The following is a 14,611-nucleotide window of genomic DNA, read 5'->3' as shown; positions in this document are numbered from 1 at the left end:
GTGCCGGATGGGTGATCGTCCTTGACGTGGGGGAGCGAGGGTAGGACCGTGGGGCTCTATGAGGGGCGAACCCAGTTGCCCGAAATGTGGTGGCCGGGTCAGGGCGCCCGGCCTCTTCGCCGATTCCTGGCAGTGCGACCTGCACGGCACGGTGCATCCGCTGCAGCCCGTGCTCCCGCCCAGCGTCGAGGCGCTGGCCGTGGTGGTGCACCGCACGCAGGTCCCGGTGTGGATGCCGTGGCCGCTGCCGGTCGGCTGGCTGTTCACGGGGGTGACCTGCGCGGGTGACGACCGCAGCGGCGGCCGGGCGACCGCGGTGGCCTGCTCGGGGCCCGGTCCCCTCGGGGGCATGGGCGAGCTGATCCTGATCGCCGAGGAACTCGGCGTCGGCCTCGGGGCGCGGTACGCGGGCATCGACGCCCCCGACCCCGGGCCGTACATGGACGTCGAGAAGCCGGCGCAGGCCAAGGTTCTGGCCGCAGGGCGCCCGACCCCCCTCTGGCACGTCTCCGGGGCACCCGGCGACCGCGCCGTCTTCGCCGGCGAGGCCCTCGGGATGTGGCTGTGGGCCGTCGTGTGGCCGGAGCGGTCCGGGCTCCTGATGTACGAGGAGCTGGTGCTGACCGATCTGCGGGACGCCGGTGCCGAGGTGGACCTGGTGCCGTGCGGAGCGCTGTCGCCGCGCCTGATCCAGCCGTAGGTGCCGGGTGCCCGGCAGTGGGCGCCGGTAGCCGTGGGGTGTGCGCGGGAGGCGACGGGGGGTACCGGGGGGTGCCGGCGGCCGTCGGGGTGTCCGCGGGGGGCGACCGGGGGTGGCGCGTGAGGGGCGGGGCAGGGGCCGGGCAGGGGCGTAGGGGGTGCAGGGTCGCTTCGGGTGTGACAGTGGTGGGTGGAATTCCGGTTATCCTTGGGCGTCCCCCTCCGTCCCGTCACCGCTTGGAGTCAGCGTCGTGCGCATCGATCTGCACACCCACTCCACCGCGTCCGACGGCACGGACTCCCCGGCCCAGCTCGTGCGCAAGGCCGCCGCGACCGGGCTGGACGTCGTCGCGCTGACCGACCACGACACCACCCGCGGTCACGCCGAGGCCGTCGCCGCGCTCCCCGAAGGGCTCACGCTCGTCACCGGCGCCGAGCTGTCCTGCCGCGTCGACGGCGTCAGCATGCACATGCTGGCCTACCTCTTCGACCCCGAGGAGCCCGCTCTGCTCGCCGAGCGTGAGCTGGTCCGGGACGACCGGGTGCCGCGCGCCAAGGGCATGGTGGCCAAGCTGAACGCGCTGGGCGTGCCCGTCACCTGGGAGCAGGTCGCGCGCATCGCCGGCGGCGGCTCGGTCGGACGGCCGCACGTGGCCTCCGCCCTCGTCGAACTCGGCGTCGTGCCCACCGTGAGCGACGCCTTCACCGCGGACTGGCTGGCCGACGGAGGCCGGGCCTTCGTCGAGAAGCACGAGACCGACCCCTTCGAGGCCCTCCGGCTGGTCAAGGACGCGGGCGGGGTCGCCGTCTTCGCGCACCCGGCCGCCGCCAAGCGGGGCCGTACGGTGCCGGAGGCCACGATCGCCGGGCTGGCCGCCGCCGGGCTCGACGGCATCGAGGTCGACCACATGGACCACGACGCGGACACCCGGGCGCGGCTGCGCGGCATGGCGAAGGAACTGGGGCTCCTGGTGACCGGCTCCAGCGACTACCACGGCAGTCGGAAGACCTGCGTGCTCGGCGAGTACACGACGGACCCCGAGGTGTACGGGGAGATCACGCGGCGGGCGTTCGGAGCCTTCCCCGTGCCGGGAGCCGGCGGGGCCTGAGCCCGCCTCCCGCACGCCCACCCTTCCCTCTCCGCAAGGCCAGTAGCTCACCCATGTTCGACGTCGCCGTCTTCGGCTCCCTCTTCCTGACCCTTTTCGTCATCATGGATCCCCCCGGGATCACCCCGATCTTCCTCGCGCTGACCTCCGGCCGTCCCGCCAAGGTGCAGAAGCGGATGGCCTTCCAGGCCGTCTGCGTCGCCGGCGGTGTGATCACCGTGTTCGGTCTGCTCGGGCACCAGATCCTGGACTACCTGCACGTCTCCGTGCCCGCGCTGATGATCGCGGGCGGGCTGCTGCTCCTGCTCATCGCGCTCGACCTGCTCACCGGCAAGACGGACGAGCCGAAGCAGACCAAGGACGTCAACGTCGCGCTCGTCCCGCTGGGCATGCCGCTGCTGGCCGGACCCGGGGCGATCGTGTCGGTCATCCTGGCCGTGGAGAAGGCCGACAGCGCGACCACGCAGGTGTCGGTGTGGGCGGCGATCCTCGCCATCCACGTGGTGCTGTGGCTGGTGATGCGGTACTCGCTGCTGATCATCCGGGTCATCAAGGACGGCGGCGTGGTCCTGGTGACCCGACTCGCCGGCATGATGCTCTCCGCCATCGCGGTGCAGCAGATCATCAACGGTGTCACGCAGGTCGTCCAGGCCGCGTGAGCCGGCATGCGCAGGGCCCCCGCACGACGTTCGTGCGGGGGCCCAGGCGGGTTGGGTGCGGGGGGTCCGCGCTACAGGGCCGTGGTGTCGGCGGGGCGGATCCACAGGCGCTGCCCGATGGCGGCGGCCTGCTGAACGATGCGGTTCACAGAGGCGGCGTCCACGACGGTCGTGTCCACGGGGGTTCCGTCGACGTCGTCGAGTCGCATCACTTCAAAGCGCATGGCCTCTCCCTTGCTCTGGTCATCCTCCTGAGGAGAACTACTGGTGTGGCTCCTGGGTCGTCGGTGCCCGGGCTTCCATGCATGTTCAACGAGGTGTGCGATGCAAACATTCCCTACGCTAAGGAAATTTTTCGAACGGCTAACTACTGTCCGGTAAGTGGCCCTGTATGCCGGAACCGCCACGAGTCGCTCGGATCAGGCGCTGGGAGCCCGGTACAAGACTGACGGGGACCGGTTGTGTTCGCAGCGTGACCGCCGGGACAATGGAGGGGATGAACGACGACCTCGCGTCCCTGAGCGCCCGCATCGATCGCACCAACGAGCTGCTGCAGCGCATGCTCGCCGAGGTGGCCAAGACGCCTTCGACCCACGCGATCTTCGTCGACGCCGGATACCTCTACGCGGCGGGAGGACGCCTGCTGGCGGGCACCGAGGACCGCCGGGCGTTCGACCTGGACGCCGAGGGGCTGATCGAGGCGTTCATCGACACCGCGCGCACGATCTTCGCCGACAGCCGCCTGCTGCGGGTCTACTGGTACGACGGCGCCCGGCGCCGCATCCACACCGCCGAGCAGCAGTCCATCGCCGAGCTGCCGGACGTGAAGGTCCGCCTCGGCAACCTCAACGCCAACAACCAGCAGAAGGGCGTCGACTCCCTCATCCGCTCCGACCTGGAGTCCCTCGCCCGGCACCGCGCCATCAGCGACGCGGCCCTGCTCGGCGGCGACGAGGACCTGGTCTCGGCGGTCGAGGCGGCCCAGGGCTACGGCGCGCGCGTCCACCTGTGGGGCATCGAGGCCCCCGAGGGCCGCAACCAGGCCGACCCGCTGCTGTGGGAGGTCGACAGCCAGCGCACCTTCGACCTGGACTTCTTCAAGCCGTACGTCTCCCGGCGCACGTCCCAGGTCTACGAGGCGACGGGCGCGGCCCGTCCGACCCGCGAGGACGTACGCTTCGTCGGCGCGCAGATCGCGGCGAAGTGGCTGGCCGCCCGGGGCCGTGAGTCCCTGGTGGAACTCCTCCCCGGTCACCCCTACCTCCCCGGCTCGGTGGACCAGGACCTCCTGGTGGAGGCGGAGGGGCTGCTGCAGTACTCGCTCCGCGGCCAGGCCGACCTGCGGCGGACGCTGCGGGACGGCTTCTGGGAGCACCTGCAGACGCAGTACTAGGCATCTCGGCATCCTGGGCCTGGGCCGTCGCCCGGCCGAGGTGCCACCGCCAGGCTCGGTGGGTCGTCGCCCGATCGAGGTGCCACCGCCCGGCTCGGTGGGTCGTCTCCCCGCTCAGGCCCCGTCCGGTCGCGGTCGTGAGCGGACGTCGTCCCAGAAGTCGGCGAGGGCGCGGGCGGTCGGCAGTGGCCGGTCGGTGTTGGGGGAGTGCTCGGCACCGGCGATCACGGTACGGCGTGCGCCCAGCCGTACGGCCATCTCGTCGAGGAGGGGGACCGGCCAGGTGTCGTCGTAGGCGCCCGACAGCACGTGGCAGGGCGGCGGCGTGGCGGCGAGTTCGGCGACCCGGTCCGGCTCGGTGCACAACTGCCGTCCCGTGGCGACGAGTTGCGCGGGTCTGGTGCCCAGCCAGCGGCTGCGCAGCCGTTCCGGGTCTCCGGGACCGGCGGCGGGCCCGCCGACCTCCTCCGGCGGGCCCATCGCCTGGATCACCTTCCAGACCTCGGCCATCGTCATCGTGTCGAGCGCGTCCCGCAGCAGTCTCACCCGCTGCTGCTGGGAGGTGGAGATGCGCGCCGGGCCCGAGGACATCAGGGTGAGGGAGACGAAGGGGGTGTGGTCGAGCAGCACGGCGGCGCGTGCGATCTGGCCGCCGAGGGAGTGGCCGACCAGATGCACGCGCGCCCCGAGGGCGGCGACCTGCGCCAGCACGTCCCGGGCCAGCTCGGTCTGCGCGTAGGCCGCCTCGTCGTGTTCCGGTCCGTCGGACTCGTACTGCCCCCTCCCGTCCACGGCGACCGTGCGGTAGCCGCGCGCGCCCAGTGGCTCGTGCAGCAGCGTGAAGTCCTCCTTGCTCCCCGTGAAGCCGGGCAGCATCAGCACCACTCCCTTCGAAGCGGCACCGTCGGCCACGGGCGAGTCGACGACGGCGAACTCACCGCGCGCGGTACGCAACCGGTACGTGCGGGCGTCCGGGGGCGGGGCGAAGGCGGCGTTCGTGCTCACGGGCCGAGGTTATCGGGAGGCGGGGGTGCGGGGTGGAGCGGCTGGTGGGCGGGGGCGTGGCGGCGGGCGCCTGGCGGCGGGCGCGGTCCCACGCCGTCGGCCCGGGCCCGCGTGGGTGGCGGGACCGGGCCGACGGTCGGGTGGAACGGTGTCGATCAGCTCTCGCCGGACTCCGCGGGCTGAGTGGCGGCCGCGGCCGCCTTGCGGGTACGGCGGGCCTTCGGCGCCGCCTCGGCCGTGCCGGTGGCCTCGGTGGCGGTGGCGGCCTTACGGGTCCGGCGCCGCGGTGCGGCCTCCGGCTCCTGCGAGGCCTGGGCCGGGATGTCGGCCGTGGCCTCCGCGGCCCCCGCGGTGCCGACGGGCTCGGTGGCCTTGCGGGTGCGGCGGCGGGGCTTGGTCTCCGTGCCTTCCGCGGTGTCGACGGCGGTCTCGGCCTTCGCGGCGGCCGTCTTCCGGGTGCGCCGGGGCTTGGCCTCGGCGGCTTCCGGTTCCGGGGTGGCCGTTTCGACGGGCTCGGTGGCCTTGGGGGTGCGGCGGCGGGGCTTGGTGTCCGTGCCTTCCGCGGTGTCGACGGCGGTCTCGGCCGTGGTGGTGGCCGTCTTGCGGGTGCGGCGGGGCTTGGTCTCCGTGGCCTCGGCGGTCTCGGTGGCGGCCTCCGCCCTGGTGGCGGCCGTCTTGCGGGTGCGGCGCGGCTTCGTCTCCGCCGCTTCCGGCTCCTGCGCGGTCTGGGCCGGGATGTCGGCCGTGGCCTCCGCGGTGTCGACGGGTTCGGCGGTCTTGCGGGTGCGGCGGCGGGGCTTGGTGTCCGTGCCTTCCGCGGTGTCGACGGCGGTCTCGGCCGTGGTGGTGGCCGTCTTGCGGGTGCGGCGGGGCTTGGTCTCCGTGGCCTCGGCGGTCTCGGTGGCGGCCTCCGCCTTCGCGGCGGCCGTCTTCCGGGTGCGGCGCGGCTTCGTCTCCGCCGGTGCGGAGACGGGCTCGGCCACTCCCTCCGCGGTGTCGAGCGTCGTCTCGGCGGTCGTGGCCGAGGCCTTGCGGGTGCGGCGGCGCGGCTTCTCCGCGGGAGCCTCGGTCACCGGGGCCCCGGTCACCGGAGCCTCGGCGACGACCGGCTCGCTGGGCGCCGGCTGGACCACCGGGGCGGCCTCCGGCCGGGCGGCCGTCGCTTCGGCCGACTGGCGGGTGCGGCGGCGACGCGGACCGGCCGGGGCCTCCGCGCTCTCCGCGGGTGCGGAGGCCGCCAGCGCGGGGTCCGCCGGGTCCTGCGCCGCAGAGGCGTCGGTCGCCGGGGCCGCCGCCGGGCGGCGCGAGGACTCCCCGCCGCGCGTACGGCGCCGACGGCGCAGGGTACGGGGACCCTGGGCGGCGTCCGTGCCCGCGTCGGCGGCGCTGTCCGCACCGCCGGTCACGGCCTCGGGCGCCACGGCCACGGAGGCGTCCGCGTCCACCGGCGCACCGCCGCGCATCCGACGGCGGCGACGCGGCGTCGTACGGGAGGAACCCTCGCGGTCGGCGGAGCGGGACTCGTCCCGGCCTCCCCGGCCGCCATCCCGGCCGCTTCGGTCGCGGGCGCGGCCACCGCGGCCGCCCGTCTCGCCCAGGTCCTCCACCTCCTCGGCGTGGAGCCCGGCGCGCGTGCGCTCCGAGCGCGGCAGGAGGCCCTTCGTGCCCGCGGGGATACCGAGGTCGGTGTACAGGTGCGGAGAGGTGGAGTACGTCTCCGGCGGGTCGCTGAAGCCCAGGTCCAGCGCCTTGTTGATCAGCTGCCAACGGGGGATGTCGTCCCAGTCGACCAGCGTGATCGCCGTACCCTTCGCGCCCGCGCGGCCGGTCCGGCCGATGCGGTGCAGGTACGTCTTCTCCTCTTCCGGCGACTGGTAGTTGATGACGTGCGTCACGCCTTCGACGTCGATGCCGCGGGCGGCGACGTCGGTGCAGACGAGCACGTCCACCTTGCCGTTGCGGAAGGCGCGCAGGGCCTGCTCGCGGGCGCCCTGGCCGAGGTCGCCGTGGACCGCGCCGGAGGCGAAGCCGCGCTGCTTGAGCTGGTCGGCCAGGTCGGCCGCCGTGCGCTTGGTGCGGCAGAAGACCATGGCCAGTCCCCGGCCGTCGGCCTGCAGGATGCGCGCCACCATCTCGGGCTTGTCCATGTTGTGCGCGCGGTAGATGAACTGCTTCGTGTTCGCGACCGTCGCGCCCGCGTCGTCCGGCGAGGTGGCGGAGATGTGCGTGGGCTGGGACATGTAGCGGCGGGCCAGTCCGATGACGGCGCCCGGCATGGTGGCCGAGAACAGCATGGTCTGGCGCCTGGCCGGCAGCATGTTGATGATCTTCTCGACGTCGGGCAGGAATCCCAGGTCGAGCATCTCGTCGGCCTCGTCGAGGACCAGGCTCTTGATGTGCTTCAGGCTCAGCTTCTTCTGGCCCGCGAGGTCCAGCAGGCGGCCCGGGGTGCCGACGATCACGTCGACGCCCTTCTTGAGGGCCTCGACCTGCGGCTCGTAGGCCCGGCCGCCGTAGATCGCGAGGACGCGCACGTTGCGCACCTTGCCGGCGGTCAGGAGGTCGTTGGTGACCTGCTGGCACAGCTCGCGCGTCGGGACGACGACGAGGGCCTGCGGGGCGTCGGTCAGCGCCTCGGGCGTCGCGCGGCCCGCCTCGACGTCGGCGGGGACGGTCACGCGCTCGAGGAGCGGGAGGCCGAAGCCCAGCGTCTTGCCGGTGCCGGTCTTGGCCTGGCCGATGACGTCCTTGCCCGAGAGGGCCACCGGGAGCGTCATCTCCTGGATGGGGAAGGGCGTGAGGATGCCGACGGCCTCAAGGGCTTCGGCGGTCTCGGGGAGGATGCCGAGGGATCGAAACGTCGTAGTCAGGGTGCTGCCTCTTCTGTGTGCGTGGTGCGAGGCGAGCGCGCGGGTCGTGCCGGAACCGTGTTTCGGGGACGTCGGCTGCCTTACGGGTGAGCCGTAGGACACAGGACCTCTGTCGACGCTCCAGCGCTCGTACCACTGAGGGTCCCCCTCCGGATTCCGTACGCAACGTGGCGTACGGCAGGGAGGGCTGTCGGGTCGGAGCCGATCGGGCCACCGACCGGGCATCCTCAAGCGTGCGGCCCGACGACGATGTCACGTACCCGTACGTCACATACTCGGCAGGCGCATTACCACCATACCCCGAATTCGCGCACACGCGATGGCCGATTCGGTCACGTAGTCGTCGTCACAGTGACTGACCAGGGACGACCAGGACGGATCGGGTGCGCATCCGAGGCGGATCGAGTGCGTATCTGGGTTGGATCAGGGGCGTGCGGAGGTCGTCCGGGGGACGGACCGAGGGCGCCCGGGGGCCTTCCGGCCGACAGCGGGCGGGTTGGCGGGCGGGTTATTGTGCGCTGCATGACGAGCTCTGACAAGCCTGGCAACGCCTCAGCCGCCGCAGCCGCCTCCACCGAAACCGCCGGTGCCACCGGAGTCGCCGCCCAGGACTGGGCGACCGCCGCCGCCGTCCCGCAGTACCGCGCCGCGGTCGTGGACCTGCTCGGCGCGCTCGCGTACGGCGAACTGGCGGCGTTCGAGCGGCTCGCGGAGGACGCCAAGCTGGCGCCCACGCTGGCGGACAAGGCGGAGCTGGCGAAGATGGCGTCGGCGGAGTTCCACCACTTCGAGCGCCTGCGCGGCCGGCTCGCCGAGATCGGTGAGGAGCCGACGGCGGCGATGGAGCCCTTCGTGGCCGCCTACGACGGTTTCCACAAGCAGACGGACCCCTCCGACTGGCTCGAGGGGCTCGTCAAGGCCTACGTCGGCGACTCCATCGCCAGCGACTTCTACCGCGAGGTCGCGGCCCGTCTCGACTCCGACACCCGTGAACTGGTGCTGGCCGTGCTCGACGACACCGGACACGCCGGTTTCGCCGTGGAGAAGGTCCGCGCGGCGATCGACGCGGACCCGCGTGTGGGCGGGCGGCTCGCGCTGTGGGCGCGGCGGCTGATGGGGGAGGCCCTCTCGCAGTCCCAGCGCGTGGTCGCCGACCGGGACGCGCTGTCGACGATGCTCGTGGGCGGGCTCGCGGACGGGTTCGACCTCGCCGAGGTCGGCCGGATGTTCTCCCGGATCACCGAGGCGCACACCAAGCGGATGGCGACGTTGGGCCTGGCCGCATGACGGCTGCCGGCGCGGGAGTCACCCGGTGCGGCGGCCGGTCAGGCGGTCGCCGACCGGCCGCGGAGCCGTCCGGCGGGGCGCAGCAGCAGCGAGAGCGAGGCCGCGGAGATGACGGCCGAGCCGAGGAGGACCGGCAGCAGACTGCCCGCACCCAGAGCGGTGTGTGTGACGAACGCCCCGAAGAGGGCTCCGGCGATCCCGGTCGGCAGGACCAGGACGCGGGCCGGGAGACGGTGTGGCAGACGAAGGGCGGCGGCCCATGCCAGGGCGAGGCCGAGGATCGCGGCGCTGAGCGCTTCCAAAAGCATGTCGGGGTCCCTCCCACGCGGCCGGCCCGCCCGAAACGGTCCCAGTCGACTTACCCCTGACCTGCGGAATGCAACCCTCCCCCTGTGGGTGAACTGTGCTCCGTCCGTGAACGGTGCGAGGGCGGGGGCGGAAGGTCCCGGAACGTACGGGAAGTGCGGGGGAGGAAATACGGCAGGGGAAGTGCGGGAGGGGACGTACGGCGGGGGGAAGTGCGGGAGGGGACATACGGCGGGGGGGGGGGGGGGGGGGGGGGGGGGGGGGGGGGGGGGGGGCTTTTTCCCCCCCCCCCCCCCCCCCCCCCCGTCCCCCTCCCGTACTGCGTCCGTCGTCCGCGTCCGCCGCTACAGCGCGCCGAAGCCCACCTTGCGCGGAGCCTGCTCGCCGATCTCGACGTAGGCGAGACGCTCGGCCGGCACCAGGACCTTGCGGCCGTGTTCGTCCACGAGGCTCAGCAGCTGCGACTTGCCGGCCAGTGCCTCGGCCACCACACGCTCGACCTCCTCGGCACTCTGACCGCTCTCCAGAACGATCTCGCGGGGCGCGTGCTGCACGCCGATCTTGACCTCCACGGCTATGTCCCTCCGACGGTCAGTGAAGTGCGCGATCTTCCGCGCTGTACTCCGCACACATTAGCCCGGTGAGGGGATGTACACGCGGTGCCGGAGAACGCCAGGAGCGAACAGCCGACGGGAACACGGCCGGCGCGCAGCCGCCGCGGACTCCGGCCGGGCCGTACCGGTGCGGGCGCCGGCGAGCACCCGTCAGTGCTGCTCGCTGCCGTGCAGCGGGAAACCGGCGATGCCGCGCCAGGCCAGCGACGTCAGCAGCTGGACCGCCTGGTCGCGGGGCACGCTGCGGTCGCTGTGCAGCCAGGAGCGGGCCACCACCTGGGCGAGGCCCCCCAGACCGGAGGCCAGCAGCATCGACTCGGCACGCGAGAGCCCGGTGTCCTCGGCGATGACGTCGCAGATCGCCTCGGCGCAGTCGTTGGTGACCTTGTCGACACGCTCGCGCACGGCGGGCTCGTTGGTCAGGTCCGATTCGAAGACCAGGCGGAAGGCGCCGCCGTCGTCCTCGACGTAAGCGAAGTAGGCGTCCATCGTGGCCCGGACACGCTGCTTGTTGTCGGACGTCGACGCGAGCGCGCTGCGCACGGACTGGATCAGGGCCTCGCAGTGCTGGTCCAGCAGGGCGAGGTAGAGGTCGAGCTTGCCCGGGAAGTGCTGGTAGAGCACCGGCTTGCTGACACCGGCGCGCTCGGCGATGTCGTCCATCGCGGCCGCGTGGTAGCCCTGGGCGACGAAGACTTCCTGTGCGGCGCCCAGCAGTTGGTTGCGTCGGGCTCGGCGGGGAAGGCGTGTGCCCCGCGGGCGTACCGCCTCTGTCTGCTCGATGGCTGTCACGCCGCCTCCCATAGTCGTCCACGTGCGGTGTGCGCCGCCTGGCCATCGTACTTTTCGGTAACCGTGGTGTGCGCGGTGCGAGCGCAGAATTTCACGGACCGGACGGCGGCGAAAGACGCACAACAGGTTTTAAAAGGGTTCAGTCCGGGCAGGAATCGTCCTTTTTCCCGCTCGGTAAGTCTCTCGTTCAGCGCTTCACGAGGTTGCGGCGTCCCGTGCCCGCGGTGGCGTCTCAGCGGTAGTCGTCCTCGTCGTGGGAGACGATCCGTGCCTGTTCGGCCAGGTCGGCCTCGTTGGCGCGGCCCGGTTCGATGTCGGTCGGCGGGTCGTCGTGCTCCGGGGCGACGACCGCCTGCTGTTCGGCCGCGTCGGCTTCGGGCGCCTCGACGCTGCCCTCCTCGGAGTTCCGCGCCTCGGTGTCGAAGGTCTCGGGGTCGGTCGGATCGACGGTCATGCCGGGCTCCCTTCCTACGAACGTCCCTGGAGATGCAGGGGGTCACACGCGGGTGCCCATTTCATGAGCGTAGGAGACACCCGTTCCGGATGCCATGTGTCGTCCGTGGTCATGGCCCATGGATCTCCGGAGATCCCCGGGGTTTCCGGGGGTGGGGGCGGGGGCGGGGGCGAGGGAGGGGCGGTGAGGAGGAGGTGCGGCGTCCTCTTGTGATGGCGAACACATGAACCACTGCGTGATCGTCTCGTAACATTGCCGCATGCCTTCGCCCGAGCCGCCGTCCGTCCCGCCCGCCAACGTGCTGCCGAAGGTCGCGGCCGTCAGGGTCGCGGACGGCGAACGCCTCAGGTCGGTCCATCTGCCCGGCATCACGCTGACGGTGCGTTCGAGACCACCGGCCCGCGAGGGGCTGCCGCCGGCGCTCTACGTCCACGGCCTCGGCGGTTCCTCGCAGAACTGGTCGGCGCTGATGCCGCTGCTGGACGGCGTCGTCGACAGTGAGGCCATCGACCTTCCGGGCTTCGGCGACTCCCCGCCGCCGGACGACGGGGACTACTCGATCACCGGCCACGCGCGCGCGGTGGTCCGCCACCTGGACGCGGCCGGGCGCGGTCCCGTGCACCTCTTCGGCAACTCGCTCGGCGGTGCCGTCGTCACCCGCGTGGCCGCGGTACGCCCCGACCTGGTGCGGACGCTGACGCTGGTGTCCCCCGCGCTCCCGGAGATCCGTGTGCAGCGCAGCGCCGTGCCGACGGGGCTGCTGGCGCTGCCGGGGGTGGTGTCGCTGTTCGACCGGCTCACCAGGGAGTGGACCGCCGAGCAGCGGGTGCGCGGCGTGACGGCCCTCTGCTACGGGGATCCGGAGCAGGTGTCACCGGAGGGCTTCCGCAACGCCGTGGAGGAAATGGAGCGGCGACTGCGCCTGCCGTACTTCTGGGACGCGATGGCGCGGTCCGCGCGCGGGATCGTCAACGCGTACACCGTGGGCGGCCGGCACGGGCTGTGGCGACAGGCCGAACGGGTTCTCGCGCCCACGCTCCTGGTCTACGGTGGACGGGACCAACTCGTCGGCTACCGCATGGCCCGGCGCGCCGTCCGCGCCTTCCGTGATTCCCGGCTGCTGACCCTGCCGGACGCGGGGCACGTGGCGATGATGGAATACCCGGAGACCGTGGCCATGGCGTTTCGTGAACTACTCGCGGACACCGAGCAGTCGGCGGTCGGCGAGAGGACCGCCCGGGCCGTGGACGACGAGCCCGCCAACCAGAGCACAGGAGGCTGAGGCGCGACGTGGGACGCCACAGCCGCCGTGGACCCGCCCCCAAGGCCGACGACACGGACACCGCCGCAGCAGGACGGGAGGCCCGGCCCGGACTGCTGGGCCGCCGCCGCGCTCCCCGTCCCCCGGCCGGGGAGCAGGCCCCGGCCGGGGGCGGGACATCCGGCGCGACGCCCTGTGGAGCCCCGGGCGGAGCCGCCCGGGACGAGGCCCGCGGCCGCCCTCAGGAATACACGGTTCCGGGGCCGCGGCTTCCGGAGGGCGCGTCGGGGCGCGCGCATCCTACGGATCCCGGTGGCACGCCGGCCCATGGGTTCCCGAAGGTCTCGGACGGTGCTCCCACGCAGGGCGGGCCGGGATTCTCCGGCGATGCTCCGGCGCAGGGTGGGCCGGGGTTCCCCGACGGGACGCCGGTGCGCGGTGTGCCGCGGGTTCGTGGCGGTCATCCCGAGCAGCGTGAAGCCGGCGGTGGCTGGGGTGAGCCGAGCGGGCGGGCCGGCGCCCAGGGTGCGACTCCGGCGGGGCCGCCGCCTGCCGTAGCCCCCGGACGGCCTGGGTTCCCTGGTTCTCAGGACCCTTCTGCGACTCCTGGTCCTACTGCGCCTTTCGGGTCCTTCGCGGCTCCCGGACCTTCCGGGCCCTCCCGGTCTTCCGGGCCTTCTCGCCCTTCCGGACCGTTTCGGCCTCCCGGGCCTTCTCGCCCTTCCGGGCCTTCCGGGGCCGCGGAGTCTCCCGGGGCTGCGGGGCCCCCCGGGGCATCCGGGCTTTTCGGGCGGTCCGGGTCGCCCGGCCGGTCGACGAGGCCCCGAACGCCCTTCCCGCGGCAGCGGCAGGGTGCTCCGGGAACGGCTCGGCAGGGGGCTCCGGGCAGCCCGCGGCAGGAGTACCTGGACGCCTTCGGCGAGGAGGCCGACGACCTCTTCGCGGCCCGGCCTCCTCGCCGTACCCCCGCCCCCGCGCAGCCCTCCGACCCCTACTCCTCCGTCACCGACTGGAGCGCCGACGCCGGGAGCGGCACCGGCGGCGGTGGCACCGCGTCCGACGCCGACGACGCGGCGCCCGCGGGTGAACCCGCGCCGGTCAGGGGCGGCAAGGGCAGGACCTTCACCGGTATCGCCGCCGCAGCCGTCACCACCGTGCTGGCGGTGGTCGTGGCCGGCCAGGTCGCCGACGGGCCGGACGGCGGCGACGCACGGTCGCAGGCCGCCACCGACCAGGCGCGTGACGTCCACGACTCCGCCTCGCGGGCGGACGGACGGTCGACGCCCTCCGAGCCCGAGACCGCGGCGCCGCTGACGTACGAGCAGAAGATGGACAAGACGTACCCGCTCGGCGCCACACTCAAGGGCTCGGGCACGTTCGACGCGATCCCCGGCATCGCCAAGGGGCCCGGCAAGGGGCAGAAGTACACCTACCGCGTCGACGTGGAACAGGGCCTCGGTCTCGACGGTGAACTCTTCGCCGAAGCGGTGCACAGGACGCTCAACGACAACCGGAGCTGGGCCCACAACGGAGCCCGCAGCTTCGAGCGGATCCACTCCGGGCAGCCCGACTTCGTGATCACCCTGGCCAGCCCGGGTACCACCGCCGACTGGTGCGCCAAGTCCGGCCTGGACACCACCGAGGACAACGTGTCCTGCGACTCCGCCGCCACCGAGCGCGTGATGATCAACGCCTACCGGTGGGCGCAGGGCGCGGAGCCGTACGGCGACGCCATCCACGCGTACCGGCAGATGCTGATCAACCACGAGATCGGCCACCGCATCGGCTTCAACCACGTCAGCTGCGACAAGGACGGCGAGCTGGCCCCCGTCATGCAGCAGCAGACGAAGTTCATCGATCACGACGGAATCGACTGCCGTCCGAACGCCTGGGCCTATCCCAACGGCTGACCGGTCACGCCTGACCGGTCCGGTCGGGCGGGATCGGTCGGACCGGATCGGTTGGGCCGGATCGGTTGGGCCTGGCCGGGGCATCGCGCAATGTGACCTCTTGATCTCTGTGATCGCTGTGATCTCTTGATCCCCTAGCGGGGCCGAACGCGTTTCGTAAGGGAAAGTTACGGCCTTTCACCCCTTCTGGTGGGGGGGGGGGAAAAAAGACCCCACGCCACCCCCCCCTCCCCACACACTCATCCCCCCACC

14 protein-coding genes are annotated in these 14,611 nt (G+C 72.8%); 7 read left to right on the top strand and 7 right to left on the bottom strand.

Features of this window, described 5'->3' with window-relative positions; translation table 11 throughout:
* Positions 1 to 58 precede the first annotated feature (58 nt).
* From ACVV2G_RS04930 to ACVV2G_RS04920, 3 genes are all read left to right on the top strand, one after another.
* Positions 59 to 700, top strand: coding sequence for a DUF6758 family protein (locus ACVV2G_RS04930; protein WP_453841336.1), 642 nt, complete (start codon positions 59 to 61; stop codon positions 698 to 700).
* A 250-nt stretch (positions 701 to 950) separates the two neighbouring features.
* Positions 951 to 1,808 carry a PHP domain-containing protein gene (locus ACVV2G_RS04925; protein WP_453841335.1) on the top strand — a complete coding sequence of 286 codons (858 nt, stop codon included), beginning with the start codon at positions 951 to 953 and terminating at the stop codon, positions 1,806 to 1,808.
* Between the two features lie 53 nt (positions 1,809 to 1,861).
* Positions 1,862 to 2,467 (top strand): MarC family protein, encoded by a 606-nt coding sequence (locus ACVV2G_RS04920; RefSeq protein WP_453841334.1) that lies wholly within the window; start codon positions 1,862 to 1,864, stop codon positions 2,465 to 2,467.
* Positions 2,468 to 2,538: 71 nt separating this feature from the next.
* On the opposite strand, the gene ACVV2G_RS04915 is transcribed toward ACVV2G_RS04920, so the two are convergent.
* A complete protein-coding gene (locus ACVV2G_RS04915; protein WP_079030386.1) occupies positions 2,539 to 2,691 on the bottom strand; it encodes a hypothetical protein in 153 nt (50 codons plus the stop codon).
* A gap of 272 nt (positions 2,692 to 2,963) precedes the next feature.
* Here ACVV2G_RS04915 and ACVV2G_RS04910 point away from each other — a divergent pair, with 272 nt between their 5' ends.
* Positions 2,964 to 3,860: an NYN domain-containing protein gene (locus tag ACVV2G_RS04910; RefSeq protein ID WP_453841333.1), complete on the top strand. Its 897-nt coding sequence runs from the start codon at positions 2,964 to 2,966 to the stop codon at positions 3,858 to 3,860.
* Between the two features lie 114 nt (positions 3,861 to 3,974).
* Here the strand turns inward: ACVV2G_RS04910 and ACVV2G_RS04905 are convergent, their stop codons facing one another.
* Together ACVV2G_RS04905 and ACVV2G_RS04900 are read right to left on the bottom strand one after the other, a co-directional pair.
* Positions 3,975 to 4,865 carry an alpha/beta fold hydrolase gene (locus tag ACVV2G_RS04905; RefSeq protein WP_453841332.1) on the bottom strand — a complete coding sequence of 297 codons (891 nt, stop codon included), beginning with the start codon at positions 4,863 to 4,865 and terminating at the stop codon, positions 3,975 to 3,977.
* Positions 4,866 to 5,020: 155 nt separating this feature from the next.
* Complete coding sequence (locus tag ACVV2G_RS04900) at positions 5,021 to 7,642, bottom strand: DEAD/DEAH box helicase (protein WP_453841331.1); 2,622 nt, start codon at positions 7,640 to 7,642, stop codon at positions 5,021 to 5,023.
* A gap of 615 nt (positions 7,643 to 8,257) precedes the next feature.
* Here ACVV2G_RS04900 and ACVV2G_RS04895 point away from each other — a divergent pair.
* Positions 8,258 to 9,022, top strand: a complete 765-nt coding sequence (locus ACVV2G_RS04895; protein WP_453841330.1) for a ferritin-like domain-containing protein — start codon at positions 8,258 to 8,260, stop codon at positions 9,020 to 9,022.
* Between the two features lie 38 nt (positions 9,023 to 9,060).
* On the opposite strand, the gene ACVV2G_RS04890 is transcribed toward ACVV2G_RS04895, so the two are convergent.
* From ACVV2G_RS04890 to ACVV2G_RS04875, 4 genes are all read right to left on the bottom strand, one after another.
* Positions 9,061 to 9,330, bottom strand: coding sequence for a hypothetical protein (locus ACVV2G_RS04890; RefSeq protein WP_453841329.1), 270 nt, complete (start codon positions 9,328 to 9,330; stop codon positions 9,061 to 9,063).
* A gap of 342 nt (positions 9,331 to 9,672) precedes the next feature.
* On the bottom strand, positions 9,673 to 9,900 hold the full coding sequence (locus ACVV2G_RS04885; RefSeq protein WP_453841328.1) for a DUF3107 domain-containing protein: 228 nt from the start codon (positions 9,898 to 9,900) through the stop codon (positions 9,673 to 9,675).
* Between the two features lie 192 nt (positions 9,901 to 10,092).
* On the bottom strand, positions 10,093 to 10,734 hold the full coding sequence (locus tag ACVV2G_RS04880) for a TetR/AcrR family transcriptional regulator (protein WP_453841327.1): 642 nt from the start codon (positions 10,732 to 10,734) through the stop codon (positions 10,093 to 10,095).
* A 232-nt stretch (positions 10,735 to 10,966) separates the two neighbouring features.
* On the bottom strand, positions 10,967 to 11,188 hold the full coding sequence (locus tag ACVV2G_RS04875; protein ID WP_453841326.1) for a hypothetical protein: 222 nt from the start codon (positions 11,186 to 11,188) through the stop codon (positions 10,967 to 10,969).
* A gap of 259 nt (positions 11,189 to 11,447) precedes the next feature.
* On the opposite strand from ACVV2G_RS04875, the gene ACVV2G_RS04870 reads away from it, so the two are divergent.
* Positions 11,448 to 12,470 (top strand): alpha/beta fold hydrolase, encoded by a 1,023-nt coding sequence (locus ACVV2G_RS04870; protein WP_453841325.1) that lies wholly within the window; start codon positions 11,448 to 11,450, stop codon positions 12,468 to 12,470.
* Between the two features lie 410 nt (positions 12,471 to 12,880).
* Complete coding sequence (locus ACVV2G_RS04865; RefSeq protein WP_453841324.1) at positions 12,881 to 14,359, top strand: DUF3152 domain-containing protein; 1,479 nt, start codon at positions 12,881 to 12,883, stop codon at positions 14,357 to 14,359.
* Positions 14,360 to 14,611: the final 252 nt, after the last annotated feature.

The organism is Streptomyces sp. JK94 (assembly GCF_053613315.1).
The sequence above is the reverse complement of the archived record's forward strand: the minus strand, read 5'-3'. Positions and strand labels throughout refer to the sequence as shown.

What these genes read in the sequence shown, in the direction of transcription:
- ACVV2G_RS04930 (WP_453841336.1), top strand. Translation starts at nt 59, where the DNA reads ATGAGGGGCGAACCCAGTTGCCCGAAATGTGGTGGCCGGGTCAGGGCG.
- ACVV2G_RS04920 (WP_453841334.1), top strand. Translation starts at nt 1,862, where the DNA reads ATGTTCGACGTCGCCGTCTTCGGCTCCCTCTTCCTGACCCTTTTCGTC.
- ACVV2G_RS04915 (WP_079030386.1), bottom strand. Translation starts at nt 2,691, where the DNA reads ATGCGCTTTGAAGTGATGCGACTCGACGACGTCGACGGAACCCCCGTG.
- ACVV2G_RS04910 (WP_453841333.1), top strand. Translation starts at nt 2,964, where the DNA reads ATGAACGACGACCTCGCGTCCCTGAGCGCCCGCATCGATCGCACCAAC.
- ACVV2G_RS04900 (WP_453841331.1), bottom strand. Translation starts at nt 7,642, where the DNA reads ATGACGCTCCCGGTGGCCCTCTCGGGCAAGGACGTCATCGGCCAGGCC.
- ACVV2G_RS04895 (WP_453841330.1), top strand. Translation starts at nt 8,258, where the DNA reads ATGACGAGCTCTGACAAGCCTGGCAACGCCTCAGCCGCCGCAGCCGCC.
- ACVV2G_RS04890 (WP_453841329.1), bottom strand. Translation starts at nt 9,330, where the DNA reads ATGCTTTTGGAAGCGCTCAGCGCCGCGATCCTCGGCCTCGCCCTGGCA.
- ACVV2G_RS04875 (WP_453841326.1), bottom strand. Translation starts at nt 11,188, where the DNA reads ATGACCGTCGATCCGACCGACCCCGAGACCTTCGACACCGAGGCGCGG.
- ACVV2G_RS04870 (WP_453841325.1), top strand. Translation starts at nt 11,448, where the DNA reads ATGCCTTCGCCCGAGCCGCCGTCCGTCCCGCCCGCCAACGTGCTGCCG.